Origin of the sequence: Gloeothece verrucosa PCC 7822, assembly GCF_000147335.1 — a bacterium.
Classification (GTDB): Bacteria; Cyanobacteriota; Cyanobacteriia; order Cyanobacteriales; family Microcystaceae; genus Gloeothece; species Gloeothece verrucosa.
This window is the reverse complement of sequence record NC_014533.1, coordinates 42,413-63,863: the sequence shown is the minus strand read 5'-3', so window position 1 is coordinate 63,863 and position 21,451 is coordinate 42,413. Positions and strand designations below refer to the sequence as shown.

The 21,451-nt window shown below is 36.9% G+C and carries 15 protein-coding genes and 1 CRISPR repeat array; of the genes, 12 read left to right on the top strand and 3 right to left on the bottom strand.

Translation table 11 applies throughout. The features are described 5' to 3' along the window. Nucleotides 1–16: 16 nt before the first annotated feature. Nucleotides 17–2,488, top strand: a complete 2,472-nt coding sequence (locus CYAN7822_RS27560) for a glucan 1,4-alpha-glucosidase (RefSeq protein ID WP_013334255.1) — start codon at nt 17–19, stop codon at nt 2,486–2,488. Nucleotides 2,489–2,719: 231 nt separating this feature from the next. Here the strand turns inward: CYAN7822_RS27560 and CYAN7822_RS27555 are convergent, their stop codons facing one another. Then, a complete protein-coding gene (locus CYAN7822_RS27555; RefSeq protein ID WP_013334254.1) occupies nt 2,720–2,902 on the bottom strand; it encodes a DUF4349 domain-containing protein in 183 nt (60 codons plus the stop codon). 478 nt (nt 2,903–3,380) lie between these two features. Here CYAN7822_RS27555 and CYAN7822_RS27550 point away from each other — a divergent pair, with 478 nt between their 5' ends. Next, nucleotides 3,381–4,265: an HMA2 domain-containing protein gene (locus CYAN7822_RS27550; RefSeq protein WP_013334253.1), complete on the top strand. Its 885-nt coding sequence runs from the start codon at nt 3,381–3,383 to the stop codon at nt 4,263–4,265. 229 nt (nt 4,266–4,494) lie between these two features. Continuing rightward, complete coding sequence (locus tag CYAN7822_RS27545) at nt 4,495–5,592, top strand: M24 family metallopeptidase (protein WP_013334252.1); 1,098 nt, start codon at nt 4,495–4,497, stop codon at nt 5,590–5,592. A gap of 361 nt (nt 5,593–5,953) precedes the next feature. On the opposite strand, the gene CYAN7822_RS27540 is transcribed toward CYAN7822_RS27545, so the two are convergent. Further along, nucleotides 5,954–6,901, bottom strand: a complete 948-nt coding sequence (locus CYAN7822_RS27540; protein ID WP_013334251.1) for a helix-turn-helix transcriptional regulator — start codon at nt 6,899–6,901, stop codon at nt 5,954–5,956. A 549-nt stretch (nt 6,902–7,450) separates the two neighbouring features. Here CYAN7822_RS27540 and cas3 point away from each other — a divergent pair. From cas3 to cas2, 8 genes are all read left to right on the top strand, one after another. Further along, on the top strand, nt 7,451–9,589 hold the full coding sequence (gene cas3, locus CYAN7822_RS27530; RefSeq protein WP_013334250.1) for a type I-D CRISPR-associated helicase Cas3': 2,139 nt from the start codon (nt 7,451–7,453) through the stop codon (nt 9,587–9,589). Nucleotides 9,590–9,631: 42 nt separating this feature from the next. Then, nucleotides 9,632–12,547 (top strand): type I-D CRISPR-associated protein Cas10d/Csc3, encoded by a 2,916-nt coding sequence (cas10d, locus tag CYAN7822_RS27525; RefSeq protein ID WP_013334249.1) that lies wholly within the window; start codon nt 9,632–9,634, stop codon nt 12,545–12,547. A 59-nt stretch (nt 12,548–12,606) separates the two neighbouring features. Beyond that, entirely contained in the window at nt 12,607–13,599 is a 993-nt protein-coding gene (cas7d, locus tag CYAN7822_RS27520; protein WP_013334248.1) for a type I-D CRISPR-associated protein Cas7/Csc2, read from the top strand. Nucleotides 13,600–13,666: 67 nt separating this feature from the next. After that, a complete protein-coding gene (gene cas5d, locus CYAN7822_RS27515; protein ID WP_013334247.1) occupies nt 13,667–14,446 on the top strand; it encodes a type I-D CRISPR-associated protein Cas5/Csc1 in 780 nt (259 codons plus the stop codon). After that, a complete protein-coding gene (gene cas6, locus CYAN7822_RS27510) occupies nt 14,418–15,245 on the top strand; it encodes a CRISPR system precrRNA processing endoribonuclease RAMP protein Cas6 (RefSeq protein ID WP_013334246.1) in 828 nt (275 codons plus the stop codon). The genes cas5d and cas6 overlap by 29 nt, the downstream gene beginning before the upstream one ends. Before the next feature lie 2 nt (nt 15,246–15,247). Beyond that, nucleotides 15,248–15,850 carry a CRISPR-associated protein Cas4 gene (gene cas4, locus CYAN7822_RS27505; RefSeq protein ID WP_013334245.1) on the top strand — a complete coding sequence of 201 codons (603 nt, stop codon included), beginning with the start codon at nt 15,248–15,250 and terminating at the stop codon, nt 15,848–15,850. Between the two features lie 42 nt (nt 15,851–15,892). Next, the gene (gene cas1d, locus CYAN7822_RS27500) at nt 15,893–16,870 is read left to right on the top strand and encodes a type I-D CRISPR-associated endonuclease Cas1d (protein ID WP_013334244.1); all 978 of its coding nucleotides are present in this window, start codon (nt 15,893–15,895) and stop codon (nt 16,868–16,870) included. Continuing rightward, the gene (gene cas2, locus CYAN7822_RS27495) at nt 16,867–17,160 is read left to right on the top strand and encodes a CRISPR-associated endonuclease Cas2 (protein WP_013334243.1); all 294 of its coding nucleotides are present in this window, start codon (nt 16,867–16,869) and stop codon (nt 17,158–17,160) included. Before cas1d ends, cas2 begins: the two co-directional genes overlap by 4 nt. Nucleotides 17,161–17,402: 242 nt before the next feature. Beyond that, a CRISPR array of direct repeats spans nt 17,403–19,109; the repeat unit is 37 nt; unit sequence CTTTCTATTAAATGAATCCTGGAAACGGGATTGAAAC. Between the two features lie 201 nt (nt 19,110–19,310). On the opposite strand, the gene CYAN7822_RS27490 is transcribed toward cas2, so the two are convergent. Further along, nucleotides 19,311–19,868 carry an HPP family protein gene (locus CYAN7822_RS27490; protein ID WP_013334242.1) on the bottom strand — a complete coding sequence of 186 codons (558 nt, stop codon included), beginning with the start codon at nt 19,866–19,868 and terminating at the stop codon, nt 19,311–19,313. Nucleotides 19,869–20,616: 748 nt separating this feature from the next. Between CYAN7822_RS27490 and CYAN7822_RS27485 the strand changes: the two genes are divergently transcribed. Continuing rightward, a complete protein-coding gene (locus tag CYAN7822_RS27485) occupies nt 20,617–21,243 on the top strand; it encodes an SAM-dependent methyltransferase (RefSeq protein WP_013334241.1) in 627 nt (208 codons plus the stop codon). Nucleotides 21,244–21,451 lie beyond the last annotated feature (208 nt).

Sequence of the window (21,451 nt, the reverse complement as noted above, 5' to 3'; positions counted from 1 at the left end):
AAGGGATTTTAAGTCAATGTCAATTTTTCACAATCAAGATAATTTTATGAATGTTAAACGTTGGCTATGGGTTAACTTAATTACCCTTTGTTGTGTTTTATCGCTAGGAACAAATGTTGCTTGGGCAGTAGGTGGCGGTCAAGCACCTGGGGCCCCCGGAGTTCCCTCTGTTTGGTCTTATGCCGGCAAACAAGGTATTGGCACATCCTATGAGAACTATGTTAATAACATTTATCAGGATAATGTCGCTACAGGAGTGGTTTCCAAAGTTTGGTTTACTTTAGCACAAGGAATTATTACAGAAACCGCTTATGGAGAAATTGACCTTGCTCAGATCAACGATTTACAGTTTTTAGTAACCGGTAATGGATTTTTTGATCAAGAAAAAGTAGATACCAATAGCAAAGTAGATTATCTCGATAAAGATAGCAGTGGTCGGCCATTGTCTCCTGCTTATCGAGTCGTTAACACTGGTAAAAATGGTAAATATACTATCGAAAAACATATTTTTACCGATCCAAACCGTCAAACTTTATTTACCCGAGTCATTTTTACGGCCAATGAGGATAACATCACGCCCTACATTTTGATCAATCCTCACATGAATAATACGGGTAGTAATGATGTGGCTTTTGTTCGCGCAGATAGTCTTAATGCTCGTGAACAAGAAAAGGTCTATTTAAGCTTAAAAAGCAGCGAGCCTTTTGTCAAAACATCAGCCGGATATGTAGGCAGAACTGATGGCTATCAAGACCTTCAACAAAATGGAGTGATGGACTGGACTTATGATTATACAGACCAAAATGCTCCAGGTAATGTGGCGATGATGGCTCAATTACCTACTTTTAAGGCAGGAGAAACCCGAACTTTTGATATAGTGGTGGGATTTGGCAATAGTTATAACACCGCTACAGCAGAAGCAGACGGTTCTTTACAAGAAGGTTACGCGAGTGTGTTGGCCAAATACAACGGGACAGGAAATGCCGTTGGATGGGAAGATTATATCTCTAGTTTGAGCAATTTAGCGGCTATGGTGCCCAATACCGGGGATAATGGTAAAGAGCTTTATGCTAGTGCCTTCACCTTAAAAACGATGGAAGATAAAGCCAATGCAGGGGCATTAATTGCTTCTTTATCAGTGCCTTGGGGTAATACAGTGAACGCAGATATTTTTGCCACTGGATATCGGGCAGTTTGGCCAAGAGATTTTTATCAAGTGGCTATGGCTTTATTAGCATTAGGAGATAAACAAACTCCTCTTGTCGCTTTTCGGTATTTACCTAAAGTTCAAGTTAAGCCCGCCGCCAATGGACAGCCCGGAACTTTGGGAAATTCTGGGACTACAGGTTGGTTTTTGCAAAAAACTCACGTTGATGGAACTTTAGAATGGCTTGGCGTACAGCTAGATCAAACCGCTATGCCGATCATGTTGGGTTGGAAATTGTGGAAAGCGGGTATTCTCTCTGATCGTCAAATCAGCGATGCCTATCATGCTACATTGAAACCAGCCGCCGAGTTTTTAAGTAATGGAGGGCCAATTAATATTCGTACTCCTAATCAGCAAAACATTCGTCAAATCACTCCTCCTATTACTCACCAAGAACGATGGGAAGAACAATATGGTTATTCTCCTTCAACAACTGCTGCTGTTATTACTGGGTTAGTCGTGGCGGCTGATATTGCCCAAAATGCCGCTAATGATCCAGGTGCAGCCAATTATTATTTACAGAAAGCGGATGAATTTCAAAACAATGTGGATAAGTCTATGTTTACTACCAATGGACTAACCACACCCTGTAACAACCCCGGTCAATATTTCTTAAGAATTGACCAAGATGGAAATCCTAATAACAATGGCCAAATTGATGCCAGCAATGGAAAAACGCCTATTGGCGAAGTAAAGGTTTTAGATGGCGGCTTTTTAGAATTAGTTCGTTTTGGCGTTAAACCGGCTAATGATTCTCATATTAGCTCTACTATTTGCCAATTTGATGGCATAAGCGACAATTCGCCAGAGCAGGATTTAAATATTAAGTACAATTTTACTTTTGATGGTAAAGAATATCCAGGTTTCAGACGCTATGGCCATGATGGTTATGGAGAAATTACTACTGATGGTTCTAACTATCTTGGCGTTTTACCTAATCAACGAGGACGAGTTTGGCCGATTTTCACAGGTGAACGAGGACATTATGAATTAGAATTAGCTAAGGCGACAAATGGCGGAAGCATTAGCGATCAACAAGTGGCTCAACTGCGCGATATTTATGTTCGAGCAATAGAGTATTTTGCTAATGATAGCTTTATGATTCCTGAGCAAGTTTGGGATGGAGTGGGCAGTAATGACACCTATCATTATATCGTTGGAGAAGGAACAAACAGTGCAACGCCTCTAGCTTGGAGTCATGCCGAATATATCAAATTAGTTAAATCTTTAACTGATAAGAATATCTGGGATTCTTATTCTATTGTTCGGGAAAGATATTAAACTAACATTCATCATCTTTCCAGAACTTATAAGCAATGAGTGGCTTGTCTCGTTATTTTATACTTATACTTATATGAAGGTAATAGCCTTAGCAAGTACAAGTATAAGCATAACAAGAAAGAAGCCCTCATTAGCTTTTTGTTTTTTTTCTCAGTGACATCTAAGTAGGAAAAGTATCAGAGATCTCCTCGTTAAATTAAATTTTTAACAAGGAGAAATTAAATTAGCTTACTAAACCCGCTCTTCAGATGTATTAAGCTGCCTTTCTATTGTTTCAATCATGGCATTTAAGCCGGCTAATCGAGCTTCAAGTGAATCGCGCATCCATTTAAGAAATTGAAGTTTACGTTCTCTCGATGTCTTTAATGAGGTTGTATCTTGATACTGATAGGAATTACCGCAAAAAGGAAACATGAGCTTAGTCCTTATTGGTGAGTTGAGTTCATATATACTTATTGTGGCGTTGAAAATCTAAAAACCGCTACCCAATGTAGATACGGATATCCGCACCTAAAAAAATGTTAATTTTAGGGTTTAGGCACTCCTGATTAAAAACAACGATTTTATGCCCCAAGCGAGCCTTGCGAAGGATCACGAACCATTTCAAACCCTTATAATTCGCTTATGGTGCGTAACTCTTAACTTAAACTTTTAATTAATATAAAAATATTTTATTTATTTTCTAAAATTAGGTTAATTTTTATTTCAAAAGATAGATTTAATTATTGAGTGCTTTTGTTAGTTCGACAAATAATTATTTTTATTAATCTAACTTATAAACATTTTCTGTATAAAAAAAGAAAAAATAATACCTAAAGTAGATAACCTAAAAAAATTATGCTATTAAAATAACATTTAAAATGTTTTTAAAATCTAAAATAAATCATAAATAATGTATATAGCTGAAGAAATAAACAATTATCTAAATGCAGAGTCTTTTGATAAAAATATTTTAGGTCAATGGAAAATAATTCATTCAATTCCAGGGAGAATGAGAATTTATGTTCCTTGGTTAAAACAGTCTCCTTATTTAGGAGAAGCTTTTAAAAAACTGATTATTAGCTTAGGATCTGTCAAAAAAGTCTATTTAAGCCACATTAACAATTCTGCAACTATATATTATGAAGTCAGCCAAAATTCAGAAACACAAATAAAAAATGAAATTTTGAAAACCCTTGAAATTCTTAATTCAAAAATTAACTTAAATAAATATCAAAACAACGAAAATTTAAAATATTTAACCGATGATATCTTACAAATATATGAACTAGAATATAAACCTTGTTCTGGATTTGATAAAATGGTAACTTTACCCGAAAAAAAACTAGATGAATTAGATGTTAGCTCTCAGAAAACAAATATTTTGACCATCAAAATACAAGAATTTGGAGGTAAGATGATAGGTGCTACTATTGGGAGTCTGCTTTTGAGTCATTTAGGATTTATTACAGTGGGACATTTTGGTAGCGCTTTGGCTAGTGTTATTGGACGATTAATGGGGAGCCAAATAGGAGAAAATACCATTCGTTACTGGTTAGGAGAAATAACTCCTATTTCAGAAAATAAACTTCATCCTGCTTTAAGCATACAAATTTTTTTAGAACATTCGGGTATGGAATTAATAGCAGAAACTTTAGGTGCTATGGTCGGATTAATATTAGGTAGTCTAATATTTGGTCAAGTAGGTTCTATAGTCTTGAGCGTCATTTGCGGGATAATTGGCGGTCAAATTAGAGAAAATTTTTGGCTGAAAAAACAAGCAAATTTTTGTCATTGATTTTTGAGAATAAGGCTAAAGGCTCAGGGCTGACGGCGGATGACATAAAATCCTTATTTTTAATCGAGAGTGCGTAACTCCTAAGCTATTGCTAATGCTACTTTAGAAAGAGGTGGAGCAAAGAACTCTGACGTTAGACTGAATTCAACAACAAATTTTTTCTAAAACAGTAGTTTAAACAACAGATGAGCGCGGCTACAAGAGCCGTTTTTATTACCTATTTTTTTATATGAATCAGTACCACGAAGAGGTTTCTGCCAAACTTGAATTAATCCGCCAAACCCTAGCAAAAACTGAAGCGCGAGGGGTGAGACTACGCGGTAGTGATTGGTTTGCTTGGGTAACGGGGGGCGCATCTAATACCGTATTACTCACAGCAGAAACCGGAGTTGCCGAAGTGCTAATTACCGCTCAAGATGCTTGGGTATTAACCGATGAGATTGAAGCACAACGTTTAATAGATGAAGAATTGCCAAGTAATTTTAAGTTATGGATAAATCCTTGGGCAGATATGCCAAAACGGGAAACATTTGTGCTTGAGCAGACTGAAGGAGGATTATTAGAGAGTGATCGCCCTAACTCATCTTTAGAAAAGCCTTTATCTTCATCTTTTTTGATACATAAAAGAAAAATTTTGTCAAGTGAATTAGAACGATACCGTCAGATCGGACGCTTAGCCAGCGAAGCAATGACAGAAGTTTTAAATGCCGCCCAACCGACTTGGACAGAATACCAATTAGCAGGGGCGGGAGCAAAAGCTTTGTGGAATAGAGGACTTCATCCGGCTTTAACTTTGGCAGCCGGAGAGCGGCGCTTACCTCTTTATCGCCATCCTACCCCAACAGGTGAAAAGATTGGGCGAGAAGCAATGCTCGTATTTTGTGCTAGAGGAGCGGGTCTATATGCCAATTTGACTCGTTTTATCACATTTGGGAGGCTAAGTGATGAAAAAGCTAAATTACATCACTATGTCCAAGAAATTGAAGCACAAGCTTTAAATTCCTGCCAACCTGGAATCTCACTCAACGCTATTTATCAAAAACTTGCTCAAGCTTACGAACAATATGGCTTTTCCAATGCTATCCGCGAACATCATCAGGGAGGAACAACCGGATATCTAGCCAGGGAAATTGTGGCAAATCCCACAACTGACGATATTTTAAGCGAAAATATGGCCATAGCTTGGAATCCGAGTTTAGCAGGAGCAAAAATAGAAGATACTTTTATTGTTTTGGAGAACGGAGAATTAGAAAATTTAACTTTTGATTCCAATTTTCCTAACGTTGAAGTAGCAGGAAGATTACGGCCAGTGCCTTTAACCCGTTAAAAATGGCTCTTTCGGCATCGTGGGGAAAAATGTTCAGATAAATACAAAATAGTCTATGGTGGGTTACGGCACGGATCAAAAGTTATCACTTTCTTATCAAAATCATCGCCGCGTCTAACCCACCCTACAATTGATAACCTTTTCTTATCACCGCAAGTACGGGAGAGCCATAGTAATAAGCTACTGCCTTTGCAAGTAAAGAGTTTTTAAGTCAAATCTAGCTACTAGAAAATGGAGATTTAAATGATTTGAGCTAATTATACCAATTCTCCTTAATAATACAATTTATTTTTCTTTAAAGCCCCCGAGTTCACAGGGGGTTGGGTGGATCGATTAAATGCAGCGTTATAGAGGATTGGTATTAAGAATTATTTTCATAATTTTGATAAGCTTTTATGAGTTCTTGTTTGATTTCTTGAACTAACCATTCTGGTTCTAATATTTGAACATTTGAGCCATATTGTAGAATTCTTTGACTAAACCAAAAGATAAACTCTTCTGTTGTTTCTATTACTACATATTCTTTCTCGATATTGCGCTCAATAACACGCTCATTTTGCCGACGGGGTTGATAGGTTTTTAAAGGGCCTGTCATGCAGTAACGTATCGTTAAAGTGGGGAACTCTTGCCAAAACCAAGGAATATTGGTCGTTCCTCCAAAAGTTTTAATTCTATCGACTCTAAAAATAAAGTTTTGTTCTACATTTGGTCTTTTTTGAATATTTCGAGAATCAGCATCTGGCACGAAAGCAAAAAGATATAATACGCCATTGTGTAAGCGAAGTCCAGATAAATCTAAGTCCCAAAACTTGGCTTCTCCATTACTATTTTCATAATAGATAGAATAGCGGCATTTTCTTTCAAATTGTTCTTGTAGTTTTTGAACAATTGTAGTAATTTGATTTTCACTATAATCAATGGGTGGGCTAAAATCAACTTTAAAATTAGGGGGTTGATCCGCTTCGGATAGTTTTCCAATGCGAATAATTTGACTTGCTGGTGCTGAAAACCCCATATTTGCAAGAAAATGAGCCGCCATATATAATGCTTGGCGTTGTTGCGGCGAGAGGATAACCGGGAAGTTTGATTCTAGCAGTTCATAGGGATGATGGGGAGCGCTTTTGATATTAAACCCACAGTCTCTGAGTTTGCGGATGGTGCGGGTTAGTTTCTGGGGGATGTCATCGGCGTTTTTATCGTTTTTATCTAAAAATTCTGCCAGTAATTCGGATAGTTCTTCTCGTTTTCGGGGTTTTGCGGCTATAAGTTTCAGTATTTCTAAGGCGAAGGCGATTTGATTGTAAGTCATGCAAGATGGGGATTTTAAGAGTAGTTTTTGACCTCTCCCCCAACCCCTCTCCTACGAGTAGAGGGGAGCTATTTTAAAGGAGAGACTCAGTTTGGCCATAAAAATATATCAGGTTTCAATCCCGTTACCGGTATTCATTGGGCTTATAAGTATAACAATCTAAGTCTCTCTTTTCAAACTATACCTTGGAATGATGAGGAGATTTTGTTTGTGCATTCTGGCCGCGATCTCTGGAAAGTCTACCAGATAGTTACCTGAAAAATGTCCTCACCCTGAAGGGGCTGGCTGTACGAACAGAGCAATCGGGGCGCGGGCTAAATCTAAGCCGGATTTGGGATCATTATCCAATTCCTGTAGAGACGTTGCATACAATGTCCCTACGATAAACGAGTTAATCAAACCCATTAGCCTGCGTAGGCAGGCTTTGCCCGTATAGCTGCACCATATGCGGGTGTCAGTCAAAATTTTTTAGTTATTATCATTTTTTGACTACAACTTTCCGAATAAGTGTAATAGCCTGGAAATATCAACTTAAATCAAGAAACACCAATGAAAATTCAATTAAAACCCCTTTACTCCAAGCTTAACGGGGGGGTGGGGAATTGTCCACTAAAATGTGAGGGAGTCTGTAAAGTTCATCAAGCCGCACCTAATGCACTTGAACTTAAACCTCCAACTGGTTACACTTGTCCTTTATCGTCTCATCAAGCAGAAACTTATGCTCACGCTAGGGCAGGTGATGCAGATATTATATTTAATCTTGCCGCCACAGGAGACGGAAAATCATTAGCCGCTTCTTTACCTAGCTTACTCGATCCTAACTTTCGATTGATGGGATTATATCCCACCATTGAATTAGTAGAAGATCAAATCCGACAACAACGTCATTATCATAAGTTATTTGGGTTAGATGCCTCTAATCGAATAGACTATTTATTTGGAGAAGAATTAAGCCGTCGAGTTCAAGACTTAAATAGTAATCGATTTCTGGAATTATTATATCCTATTGAATCTCAGCCAATCATATTAACTAACCCTGATATTTTTCATCTAATTACTCATTTTCAATATCGCAATCCTGCTTATGGCAATGAATTACTTCCCATGAGTTTAGCAGGGTTTCCCGATTTATGGGTAATTGATGAATTTCATATTTTTGGCCCTCATCAAGAAGCCGCTATGTTAAATAGCTTGACCCTCATTCGTCAAACTCAACAACATCCAAGACGGTTTTTATTTACCTCTGCCACTCCAAAAACGGATTTTATTAAACAGTTAGACCAAGCTAATTTTAAAGTCGAACTCGTAAAAGGAGTTTATGCTAATCAAGAAACTCCAGGTTATCGGCAAATTCTTCAAGCAGTGGAATTAGAATTTATTGATTTAAAAGAGACTAAGACTCTGGAATGGTTGAAAGAAAAAGCCAATAAAATTAATAATATTCTCAAAGCTGAATCTAAAGGAAGAGGATTAATCATCGTCAATTCCATTGCTTTAGCTGTCAAGATTACTCGTGAACTTGAGAAACTATTGCCCAATGTTTTAGTGAAAGAGATTAGCGGACGAATTGACCGAAAAACACGCTCAGAAATTCAAAACAATCTACAAAATTCTGATAAACCTGTCTTAATTGTAGCAACTTCAGCAGTAGATGTTGGAGTAGATTTCAAAATTCATTTATTAATTTGTGAAAGTAGTGACTCAGCAACTGTTATTCAACGCTTAGGACGATTGGGAAGACATCCAGGGTTTTTATCCTATAAAGCTTTTATTTTAGTTTCAGGTCAGACACCTTGGATAATGTCTAGAATTGAAGAAAAATTGCCGCCTGATGCTTCTATTGAACCTATGGAACGAGAACAGTTAATAGAGGTTATTACCAACGCTTTTAACCCACCTAAAGAGTTCCAAGAATATCGGAACCGTTGGGGGGCACTGCAAGCACAAGGAATGTTTGCCTGTATGAGTTTAGAGAATTCTAAAGTAATGCAGCCTGTTCGTCAACGGATGAGTGAGGATTTACGGAGGGTATATGGGGATAAACTGGAGTCAGCGCAAAGAAGGTGGTATGCTCTGAATCATGACCCTGTAGGCAAAGCGATACAAAAAGAATTATTGCGGTTTAGAGGCGGTACATCGTTACAAGCTGCGGTTTGGGATAACGAGCGCTTTTACACTTATGATTTACTAAGATTGTTACCTTATACAACAGTTGAAATTTTAGAGCGGAATAGTTTTCTTAAAGCCGCGACTCATAAAGGATACACAGAGGAAGCATTTCCTGAGCGTTATATTCAGGTTTATTTACGGGTTCGAGAATGGATAGATAAACGTGAAGAAATTAGTTTTCATTGTAGCCGCAATTGTGATCAACTCAAAACAGGGGAACTTTTTTTATTAAGTAAGTTGAGTTTAAAGGGACAACATCTACAGTCTGAAATTATTAATTGTTTGAAGGGTCAAAAGTTATTAGCTTTTTTGATTCCGGTAAACCGAAACCAACGTGCTAGTCATTGGGATGTGAGTCGTCAGCTTAAATTAAATCCTTTTTTTGGATTGTATCGCTTAACAGATGCTGCGGGACAAGCTTATGCTTGTGGGTTTAATCAGGATGCTTTGCTTTTGGAGGCCCTGAAATGGCGGTTAAATAACTTTTTTAGGAGTCAATCTCAACCGTTAATTTTTTAAGTTTTTGCCCACAAATGAACAGAAATAAATGGGGATTATTTTATGCTTAGTTTATTAAAAAATTTGTTGTTGGAAACTTTGCCAGAAGATACTGAGCCAATTTTACGGTCTTATGTCGAAATTGTTGTGCCAGCGATGGAGAAAGAATTTGCTTTGATTTCGGCTTTAGGGGGGTCTGAAGATCTCCATTTTAAAAATTTGACACAGTTGGGAGATCGTCATGCTAAAGAAAAGGCTCAACGTTGGTCAAATCGAGCGGATCAGAGTTTATTGGTTCATGTTTTGAATGCTTTACTAACAGCTTGGAATTTACTGCCTTACCTTCATCAACCGTTATCAGATTTGGAAAAATATCTTTTATGTTTGGGGTTAACTCTCCACGACTATAACAAATATTGTATCGGTGGGGGAGAAGAATCACCCCATGCTTCTGATGTAGAAGCTATTTTAATTATCTGTCAAGAGTTAGGAGAAAAGCTAAATTTTCAATCTTTTTGGCCAGACTGGAAAAAATACCTTTCTGAAATTGCTTATCTAGCTCAAAATACCCAGTTTAAGGCAGGAACAAATATGATTTCTGCTAATTATCCTCCCTTTAAAATTCCTGATCATCGACGCTTGCAGTCGCCTTTGCGTCATTTGTTAGCTTTTGGAGATTTAGCAGTACATTTACAAGATCCGGCTCAAATAGAAACAGAAACATCAGGCGATCGCCTACGAGAACATTTACGAGCTTTACATATTCGTAAACAACTTGTTTATCATCGCCTCAGAGACACTTTGGGGATTCTTACAAATGTCATTCATAACGCTACTATGTTGTTTACCCAAGAATTAGAATGGAAACCTATTTTATTCTTTGCTCAAGGTGTTGTTTATCTGGCTCCTCCTAATTATCAATTCCCAGATATTTCACAATTACAAGAATTTATTTGGCAACTTATTAGTGAGCGATTAGGCGGAGAAATGTCAACTGGTAGAATAGGATTTAAACGGGATGGTAAAGGGTTAAAAGTTGCCCCTCAAACTTTAGAACTATTTAGTTATGCTCAATTAATTAAATATTTACCAGATGTTATCATTGCTAATGTTGCCAATGCGAAAAATCCAGCCACACCTAAACGATTAGAAAAATTACCTTTAACAGATGATGAACATAAATTTCTGAAAAAGTATTCTGATTTAAGGGCTGATCATCTTGCTGAATTTATTATTTTGGCACAGAGAGAGTTTTTTAATAATGTACCAGAGTATATCTCTTGGATGTTAGAAGCTTTAGAACTATCTTCAAAAATAACCCCTGAACAAACTCAAGAACAGTCAGGCGGGGTAAACTATGGTTGGTATCGGGTAGCCGCTTATTATGTTGCTAGTCATGCTACTCTTGATTCCATTCATAATAAACTGATACAAATAGCAGAAAATTTAAGTACCTGGGCAGAGGAAAATCATCTTTTCCCTCAACATCAAAGTCCTACCCGTGAAGTTTTCTATAGTTATCTCAGCCAATATTTAGAAATTAAAAGTTTAACCAGTCAACAGCCGAGTTTTACTGATGAATTAACAGCTTATACCCTTGCTAAAACTAAAGCCGCTAAACAACCTATTTGTTCTTTACGCTCAGGAGAATATCTTAGTGAGGATCAAATGGATTCAGTTGTGCTATTTAAACCTCAACAATACAGCAATAAAAATCCTTTAGGAGGCAGAAAAATTAAACGAGGAATTTCTAAAATTTTGTCATTAGAAATGTTACTGCGTCAGGCTTGCTGGTCAGCAGTTGCCGGTAAACTAGAAGAACAAAACCCGATTTTTCTCTATATTTTTCCCGCTTATATTTATTCCCCACAAATGGCAGCAGCTATTCGCACATTTACCGACGAGATAAAAGGAGTTTATCTAAAGAAAATCTGCCAACATTGGTTACAAGAAGGAATGGACTTAAATAGTTTACGTTCTTTTCCTTGGTTGGAAATACAAGAAGATGAAGCAGCACAATTTGCTGATAAAAAATATCACAGTGCAGATTTACCTTTTATGGCAACAGTTTACACAACAACGCGAGGTAATACAGTAACAGAAGCTTGGATAGAACCAGCTTTTTTAGCTGTTACCTTACCTTTTCTTTTGGGTGTGAAAGTTGTAGCGACAAGTAGCTTTATCCCTCTATACAACAGTGATGAAGAATTCTTACAATCAGTTCTTTTAGATGGGGTTGCTAATTTTTGGCATCTTCTTCATTTACCCTCATCTTTACGAATTCAAGACTTTTCTTTTGCTTTAAAACGACTATTAACCACCTATAGTTTACATCTCAGCAGTCGTGGAGTAAAAGGTGATCCTCGTTGGCAGGACTTGATCAAAACAGTTCGTCAGACCATAACCGATATTTTAAATGTATTTGCGTTAGCTAATCAAGGACTACGTAAAGACAAACGAGATCATGCCTCATTGGAAGAAGTTTACCAATATTGGCAATTTGCCGAACTATTAGCCCAAGGAAATAAAACTATGGAAGATAAATTAAAAGTTACTCAAAAATTAGTCAATGAATATCGCCAATTCTATCAAGTCGGCGTTAATGATTCGAGTCATGCCATTTTACTGCCTCTTACCAAAGCGTTAGAAGTAATTCTTAGCACTCCTGAAAACTGGGATGATCAAGAATTAATCGATCAAGGATCGGGCTTAATTCAAGCCGCATTAGAACGCCAAGATGTCTACAAACGCCCCCTAATTAAAGACAAAACCATTGACTATACAACCCGCCAAATCCAAGAATTAGAAGCCATTCAAACCTTTATGACTACCTGTGTAAAAGAACTCTTCGGTCAAATGTGTAAAGGCGATCGCGCTCTCTTACAAGAAAGCCGCAACCGTATCAAAGCCGGTGCAGAATTTGCCTACCGTCGCCTCTGTCTGCAAGAAAAAACCCATAAAGAGGAAACAAACTCTTAACCTTCTTTGCGCCGTTTCGCCTATGCGCGAAAAAAAATTACTTTATCAAGGAAAACACCATGAAACTTGAAACCTTAAAACCTCAATTTCAAACCGCCTTCCCTCGTCTTGCTTCTGGTAAATATGTACACTTTATCCTACTCCGTCATAGTCAATCTTTTCCCATCTTTCAAACCGACGGAATTCTCAATACAGCCCGCACCCAAGCCGGTATAAATACCCCAGAAAATATAAGTCGCTTAGTGTTATTTAAACGCAAACAAACCACCCCAGAGCGCTTAATTGGGCGCGAAATTTTAAGGTCTTTTAACTTTACCAGTTCCGAAGAAAACAACTCTAACTATTGTCAATATAACGGCGAAAAATCTTGTAAACAATGCCCTGATTGTATTATTTATGGATTCGCCATCGGCGATAGTGGTTCAGAGCGTTCAAAAGTATATTCTGACTCTGCTTTTTCTCTGGGTGCTTATGAACAGTCTCATCGTAGTTTTACCTTTAATGCTCCCTCTGAAGCGGGAACCATGAGCGAAGGCGGACAAATGCGAAGTTCTATAAATGAACAAGATCATATCCTTCCAGAAATTACATTTCCTACTGTTGAAACTTTGCGAGACCCTACCTATGAAAGTTTTATTTATGTCTTAGGTAATTTATTGCGAACTCGCCGCTATGGAGCGCAAGAAACCCGCACAGGAACTATGTCTAATTATTTGCTGGGAATTATCTTTTGTGATGGAGAAATTTTCAGCAATCTTTATTTTACCCAAGCTCTCTATGATGCTTTAAAAGAAAAGAGAGATACTCCTATTGCGGATGTTTGTATTGAGGCGAGTAATGTGGCACGTCAATTATTAGATAAAGAACCGGTTCGTCAAAGTCAAGTCATTTTTGATACCCAACTTGAAGAACTACTGAATGAAGTTACTGCTATTTATCAAGATGAAATTCAATTACAAGCAACTCTAACCACACTTTATCAACAAACCCAAACCTATTCTCAAACCTTTGGTGCTTTATCGGGCGGTAAAGGAAAAAGTAAAAAGAAATAATTTTAATATTCCCCCCTTATAAAGGGGGGTTAGGGGGGATCAAAATCGCAAATACAACGGAGGAAATATGAAGCTTTACCATTGCCTTTTAACGCTACACGATAATGTTTTTTTTGCTAGTCGAGAAATGGGGATTCTTTATGAAACTGAAAAATATTTACATAATTGGGCACTAAGCTATGCTTTTTTTAAAGTGACTTATATTCCTCATCCTTATCGTTTACAAGGTGAAGCGGCTCAAAAGCCTAATTACCTAAATGATAATAACGAGCAAAATCTAAATCATTTAAATCGAGCAGGTGTTTATGTTTTTCCGGCAAAGCCGCTCTATTGGTCTTATCAAGTGAATACTTTTAAAGCCGCTCAATCTGCCTATTATGGACGATTTAAAAAATTTGGAGAGGATGAAGCAGTAAAAAATTATCCTTTTAATTATGGTCGAGCCAAAGAGTTAGCTGTTGGCAGTCAATATCGAACTTATATCATGGCTAAAAATGAAATATCAGAAGAAATTCCTCATTGGATTCGCTTGGGAAAATGGTCAGCAAAAATCGAAGTTAGCATTATTCCTATTCCTGAATCATTAATCCAAAATAAGTCAGGAGAATATCTCTGTGATCATCCTTTAAATCCATTAGATTTATCCGATACTACTCAATTACAATTGTATAATCGCATTGTTATGCCGCCAGTGAGTTTAGTCAGTCAAGCTCAATTACAGGGTAATTATTACTCAGTATTGGGTGATAATTGGAAAGAATTTAAACAAAATTTTCCGAGTTTACCTGAGCAAATTTATTTACCTAAAGGAGCATTTTATGGTGCAAGATATATGGCAAATGTCTAATCATTCTTATACCTTACAATCTATGGTAATTGAACTGGGAGCAGCAGCGAAAGGAAAGCCACCTGCTACCCTCGGACGAGCGATTCATGCTCAAGTTTTAGAGTGGATTAATTTGGGTAATTCTGAACTCGCTAACCAAGTTCATGAAAGTCAAATTGCACCTTTAAGCTTATCCGGCTTATTAGGTAATCGTCGTCCTAAAGGAACTGAAGCCGGAGATAATTTTTATTTCCGTATAGGTTTGTTAAATGGAAATTTGATAGAACCTTTACTTAAAGGGATTGAAATCTGGGGAACACAACCGTTAATTTTTGCTAATTTTCCTTTTGTGTTACGCAATTATTATACCTTACCGGGCACTCATCGGTTAGCTGGTGCTACAAATTATTATGTATTAACGCAAACAGTTCAGGAACAAAGAAAAATTACTTTAAAGTTCCTTTCTCCCACCAGTTTTAAACAACAAAAAAGTATTCAATTATTTCCTTTATCGGATTTAGTTTTTGGCAGTTTGCAGCGTCGATGGAATGAGTTTGCTCCTGAAAACTTACAAATACCCGCTTTGACTTGGGATGCTTTAGTAACTGCTTATGAGCTTAAAACTTATGCCTTAAAGTTAGAAAGCGGTGCGGAAATTGGCTCACAAGGTTGGATTTCTTATGAGTTTAATTCATCAGAGCAAGCTAAATATGCTTCGGTTCTATCTCAGTTTGCTTTTTTTGCTGGTGTGGGCAGAAAAACAACGATGGGAATGGGACAAGTTCAGTTAACAGTTAACAATGATATAACCATTAATTGATCATGAATGACAATTATTTACCTTTATCTTATTTGAATGCTTGGGAATATTGCCCCCGCCGCTTTTATTGGGAATATGTTCTAGGAGAAATGGCTGATAATGAACATATTATTATTGGTCGTCATCTCCATCGAAATATTAATCAAGAAGGTGTCAGTAAAGAAGGGGATATTTTATTACATCGACAGCAGTGGGTATGGAGTGATCGCTTACAAATTAAGGGCATTATTGATCTGGTTGAAGAACGCGAAGCAGCGTTGATTCCCGTTGAATATAAAAAGGGTCGAATGTCCAGACATTTAAATGATCATTTTCAACTTTGTGCGGGTGCTATTTGTTTAGAAGAACAAAGAAATATTTCTATTAATTATGGCGATATTTTTTACCATGCAAATCGTCGCCGTCAACGAGTAAATTTTACTGACCAATTACGGCAAGTAACCGAGGAAGCTATTTATCAAGCTCATCAAGCTGTTAATGATAAAATGCCGCTTCCCATTGCTCATTCTCAAAAATGTCGAGATTGTAGTCTTAAAGGGATTTGTTTACAGAAAGAGATTAAGCGGCTTAATGAAAGCAGAGTAAATACTTTTGAAGATGATTAAGAATTTAGTTCATTTCAAAATTATCAAATTAAGGAGAAAAATATGTCTATTTTATATCTGACTCAACCCGAAGGAATTTTAAGTAAAAAACTAGAGGCTTTTAATGTGGCTCTTAAGCAAGAGGATGGCTCATGGCAAAAAGAATCTGTTGCGGCTCAAACTGTCGAACAAATTGTATTAATGGGTCAACAGAGTATTACGGGAGAGGCTTTAAGCTATGCTCTAGAGTTAGGTATATCCGTTCATTATCTTTCTATTTTTGGTAAATATTTAGGTTCGGCTTTACCGGGATATTCTCGTAATGGACAGTTAAGATTAGCTCAGTATGCTGTTCATAATAATCCTGAGAAAAGATTGGCTTTAGTTAAAACAATTGTAAGCGGTAAAATTCAGAATCAATATTTAATTCTGTATCGATATGGACAGAGAGAAAACCTGCTTAAATTACGAAAACAATCTGTTAAAAATCAAGAAACTTTAGATCAAGTTCGAGGGGTTGAAGGCATAGCGGCAAGAGAATATTTTCAAGGGTTATCAATAATTCTTGATGAAGAATGGCAGTTTACAGGCAGAAATCGCCGCCCTCCTAGAGATCCTGTGAATGCTTTGTTAAGCTTTGCTTATGGTTTATTGCGCGTGCAAGTGATGGCGGCTGTTCATTTGGCGGGTTTAGATCCCTATATTGGTTATCTTCATGAGACGACTAGAGGACAGCCGGCAATGGTTCTAGATTTAATGGAGGAATTTCGCCCTTTAATTGCTGATAGGTTGGTTTTATCGGTTATTAGTCATAAGGAAATTAAACCGGCTGATTTTCAAGAAAGTTTAGGTGCTTATAATCTTTCTGATAGTGGGCGTAAAACTTTTTTACAGGCGTTTGAACGCAAGATGACTTCTGAGTTTAAACACCCTGTTTTTGGTTATCAATGTACTTATCGTCGGGCGGTGGAATTACAAGCACGTCTGTTAAGCCGCCATCTTCAAGAAGAAGTTCCTTATCAACCTTTGTGCATCAAATGAGTCAGTTATTTTATTTAATTATTTACGATTTAGCGGATTCTAAGGCGGCTAATAAACGTCGTAAACGGTTACATAGTTTGCTTTGCGGTTTTGGCAAATGGACTCAGTATAGCGTCTTTGAGTGTTTTTTGACGAAAATGCAGTTTGTTAAGCTGCAACACCAGATAGAAGATTTAATTAAGCCCGATGAAGATTCGGTGAGAATCTATATTTTAGATGCTGGTGCTGTACAGAAAACAATTACTTATGGTTCGCAAAAACCAAGACAAGAAGAGGTTATTATTTTGTAATATTTGTTTCTTCTTGACTTTGAATCGGTTATCATACAATTTAGATGGTTTTTCGCCGGAGGGTAGCGGGGGCATAATCCCCAGTCCCCGGTAAAAAACTCTAGAACCTTGACAATTCAATATGTACAGGGATTTTAATTGGCTCGGTTTTGAGGAGAAAATAGCGTTTGGAGTCTTGCCAAAATGTTCCCCGCGAAAAACCGTTCTCAAATCCTTCGAGCATAAACCTTTTGCCTGGCAGCCTTTCTATTAAATGAATCCTGGAAACGGGATTGAAACGATGTTACTGTGCAATCGTTTACAACACAAACTTGCAACTTTCTATTAAATGAATCCTGGAAACGGGATTGAAACCTAATAAATTAACGCCACTTTTATTACTAGATGTTACTTTCTATTAAATGAATCCTGGAAACGGGATTGAAACAATTTACATCTTAGCCATTCTATAGGAGGATCAGGCTTTCTATTAAATGAATCCTGGAAACGGGATTGAAACATTGTATCCGTTGAAACTAGAACACAATCGTTTACTTTCTATTAAATGAATCCTGGAAACGGGATTGAAACTCCAGCTTCAAATGGTCCTGAATTTGGATTGCCACTTTCTATTAAATGAATCCTGGAAACGGGATTGAAACGACCCTTTAGAGGCTTTTTTAGCCCCATTTCGCGGGGCTTTCTATTAAATGAATCCTGGAAACGGGATTGAAACTAACAAAATGGTGTAGTTATGCTGCGGATTTGTCTTTCTATTAAATGAATCCTGGAAACGGGATTGAAACTTAACGGAATACTGTCACGTAGTATTAATTCATCTATCTTTCTATTAAATGAATCCTGGAAACGGGATTGAAACTGTTAACAACTTGATATCTAAACTAGAAATAGGTACTTTCTATTAAATGAATCCTGGAAACGGGATTGAAACATAAGTAATCGTCTATCATTTGTTTATAATTGATGCTTTCTATTAAATGAATCCTGGAAACGGGATTGAAACGAAACTGTTCTTACGAATTTTGAGCTATGAGCGCTTTCTATTAAATGAATCCTGGAAACGGGATTGAAACATAATAATTGTGTTACCTTATAGTCAATGTCCGGCTTTCTATTAAATGAATCCTGGAAACGGGATTGAAACAAATATATTTGTCAAGACAAAGAAGAAGAGTCAAACTTTCTATTAAATGAATCCTGGAAACGGGATTGAAACCCGAGAATTTTTGTTTTAACACCTGATCCTCCTATAGCTTTCTATTAAATGAATCCTGGAAACGGGATTGAAACTTCTAAATTTAATGTTGGTAGTCCTATTGATCCTTCCTTTCTATTAAATGAATCCTGGAAACGGGATTGAAACATAGATATTTCGCTGAATTATCTGAATTCTTATTGTCTTTCTATTAAATGAATCCTGGAAACGGGATTGAAACACAAAACAAACCAACGGAACCAGATAAGATGCAACACTTTCTATTAAATGAATCCTGGAAACGGGATTGAAACGCTATAAGTTAAATGTTAAAACAAAGGACGATACCTTTCTATTAAATGAATCCTGGAAACGGGATTGAAACATAAAGTTCTTCCCATCGAGGACGGTTAATGGAAACTTTCTATTAAATGAATCCTGGAAACGGGATTGAAACTAAGACTTCCGTCCATTTTGCCAGGATAATTAGGCTTTCTATTAAATGAATCCTGGAAACGGGATTGAAACAACGCTAATCGATTGATATTTGTTTCAATATCGACTCTTTCTATTAAATGAATCCTGGAAACGGGATTGAAACACTCATTGTTGTCAACAACAGTTTTAAGTTTGCCGTTCTTTCTATTAAATGAATCCTGGAAACGGGATTGAAACAAAAATTTTCTATTTTTTCAAGCCTTAACAAAGCCCTTTCTACTTTCTATTAAATGAATCCTGGAAACGGGATTGAAACTTTCTTTAATATCTCCAACAGAACACAACAAGAATTCACTTTCTATTAAAATTCATAAATAAAGATCTCTACACAGAGATCTTTATTTATGTCCGACTACTTACAAAGCTCAGAAGGTTAATGAACGCAGACTTCAGCTTGTAGAGCCGCAATATTAAAACCACTCGCGCGTCCGTTAAAATGAAATTATTAAAGACAATGCTATAACCAGTGATTGGGATAGGTTCTTTCTTCCGCTAAATTATTAAAGATCACAGCGCACAAGACCATAATTATCGATCCCTCAAAAGCCGGTGTTAGCAAAAATTCCCAGTCGGGTTTGGTCATCATCACGACTAGGGCAACTGCTCCCGAAGGCGGGTGTAAGGTTCCGGTAATTTGCATAATGGCGATAGCCGCAGAAACAGCCATCCCCATCGCCCAAGGAGAAGAACCGAAAAAATGCAAAATGATCAGACTGGCCAAAGCAGCTAAACAATTGCCCCCAATCACATTTCGGGGTTGAGCCAAAGGGCTGTGAGGGACACCAAAGATCAGAACGCTTGTAGCACCAAACGGAGCCATTAGTAAAGGAGAATTAGTTTTGACGGCAAGATAGGAGGTTGCAGTAATAGCCAAAAAACTGCCGATCCAACTCCAAAAAATATGCCGATTTGGAGGTCTGTCTATCGGGCAGGTCAATGAACACGAGCGCCACCTCCCAAGAGTTTTAAACCAATAACTTTTCCATTTCAGTTGAAATTTTTTATCGTTGATCATACACAAGTGACTTGATAATCAGGCTTCTTAAATTATCTAAATTGGTCTTGACTAAAGTTAAGATACCATAAAAATTAATCAAAAAGTAGTTAAAAGCACAGATTGTTTTTCCTTGTATGTTGTATAGCCTGAAGCTAACAAAGAAAGCCACTAGCAAGTTCAAAGGTTATCGGTAGTCACGCCCGCCACGCACTCCGTAGGCATACGCTCACAGTCAAGGAAAGGGGAAGGGGCAAAAAATTTATAAAAGATTTATTAAGTGAGAATGGGATTACTGCAATAGCCTATTTTGCTAAAAATATGTTAAATTTGCCGAAAATAACTAAAATTTATTTAAATAAATTAGAAAAAGCGGCTAATAGTTCTCTGGATCTTGGTATGATTAAATTAGTAGTAGAATAACAACGGTAAGCTAAGTACCTGGACATAAATAAAGCACACTATTTTAAGAAATGTAAAACTCTCCTAACTCTTACCCATTGCCCTTTCCCTCTTCCCCTTTCCCCAATCTCACTGTTAACTTTAATTTTGTCCAGGTACTTATCATAAAGCTAAATTTTTAAGGAAAAAAACCGAAATTAAGTAAGCGATCAAAGAATCCAGGAAAACCTTGAGGTTTAAAAAACTCTCATAAGGAGACAGAACTATTTATTAGAGAAAAATTCCCTCTAATGGCTTATGACTAATGATAAAGGAGGTTGATAAATTAATAAGAATATAGTATACCATCTGTGAGTGAAGAAATTGCATGAAGCCTTTCAGACCCGTTAAATTATATTTAATTACAGGCATTAGTTTCATAAGTTTGGCACTGGCTCTTGACAGAGGACAATGGGTTTTGAAAACCCTAACACCTATTTTTGTCGAACCTTCGCTTGCTCAAGTTATCTATAAAGATGCGCCTTATCTTCCTTCGTCAAATGTTGTTGTACAAGAAATGTTGCGTATTGCTCAGGTAACATCCTCTGATGTGGTTTATGATTTGGGGAGTGGAGATGGAAGAATTGTGATTAGTGCGGCTAAAAATTATGGAGCCAAAGGAGTTGGGATAGACATTGATCCGAAATTAATACAGGAAGCGAAAGCCAATGCTAGAGAAGCCGGAGTTAGTGATCGGGTTAAGTTTATTGAGCAAGATTTTTTCAAAGCAGATCTCAGTGAAGCTACGGTTGTTACGCTTTATTTACTATCTGATGCAAATTTAAAATTAAGGCCGAAATTACTGCAAGAACTTAAACCCGGCACTCGCATTGTTTCCCATGCGTTTAATATGGGAACGTGGAAGCCGGAACAAGTGGTTACAGTAACGGGTGGAAGTAAAATTTACTATTGGATTGTTCCTGAGCAAATCCCCCAAGATTTATTATCCAATTGAAAAGAGCGGCTTGTCAACTATTTAAGCAGTTTGTTGGTAAAAATTGATAAAAAAATTTGCAATTTACTAGGTTTAAAAAGTATAATTATCTACTATTTAATATTTATTGTAATAAATATAAATTAATAACTATAGTTGATTTTTAATATGTAACTTAATTCGGCATTAAGGATTATTAGTTTTTGATTTGTTTCAATCTCTCATAAGG

Excerpts from the sequence above, each read along its gene's own strand:
- cas5d (WP_013334247.1), top strand. The coding sequence starts at position 13,667 with ATGAAGCTTTACCATTGCCTTTTAACGCTACACGATAATGTTTTTTTT.
- CYAN7822_RS27550 (WP_013334253.1), top strand. The coding sequence starts at position 3,381 with ATGTATATAGCTGAAGAAATAAACAATTATCTAAATGCAGAGTCTTTT.
- cas7d (WP_013334248.1), top strand. The coding sequence starts at position 12,607 with ATGAAACTTGAAACCTTAAAACCTCAATTTCAAACCGCCTTCCCTCGT.
- CYAN7822_RS27545 (WP_013334252.1), top strand. The coding sequence starts at position 4,495 with ATGAATCAGTACCACGAAGAGGTTTCTGCCAAACTTGAATTAATCCGC.
- cas2 (WP_013334243.1), top strand. The coding sequence starts at position 16,867 with ATGAGTCAGTTATTTTATTTAATTATTTACGATTTAGCGGATTCTAAG.
- CYAN7822_RS27540 (WP_013334251.1), bottom strand. The coding sequence starts at position 6,901 with ATGACTTACAATCAAATCGCCTTCGCCTTAGAAATACTGAAACTTATA.
- cas3 (WP_013334250.1), top strand. The coding sequence starts at position 7,451 with ATGAAAATTCAATTAAAACCCCTTTACTCCAAGCTTAACGGGGGGGTG.
- cas4 (WP_013334245.1), top strand. The coding sequence starts at position 15,248 with ATGAATGACAATTATTTACCTTTATCTTATTTGAATGCTTGGGAATAT.
- CYAN7822_RS27485 (WP_013334241.1), top strand. The coding sequence starts at position 20,617 with ATGAAGCCTTTCAGACCCGTTAAATTATATTTAATTACAGGCATTAGT.
- cas1d (WP_013334244.1), top strand. The coding sequence starts at position 15,893 with ATGTCTATTTTATATCTGACTCAACCCGAAGGAATTTTAAGTAAAAAA.
- cas6 (WP_013334246.1), top strand. The coding sequence starts at position 14,418 with ATGGTGCAAGATATATGGCAAATGTCTAATCATTCTTATACCTTACAA.
- cas10d (WP_013334249.1), top strand. The coding sequence starts at position 9,632 with ATGCTTAGTTTATTAAAAAATTTGTTGTTGGAAACTTTGCCAGAAGAT.
- CYAN7822_RS27490 (WP_013334242.1), bottom strand. The coding sequence starts at position 19,868 with ATGATCAACGATAAAAAATTTCAACTGAAATGGAAAAGTTATTGGTTT.
- CYAN7822_RS27560 (WP_013334255.1), top strand. The coding sequence starts at position 17 with ATGTCAATTTTTCACAATCAAGATAATTTTATGAATGTTAAACGTTGG.
- CYAN7822_RS27555 (WP_013334254.1), bottom strand. The coding sequence starts at position 2,902 with ATGTTTCCTTTTTGCGGTAATTCCTATCAGTATCAAGATACAACCTCA.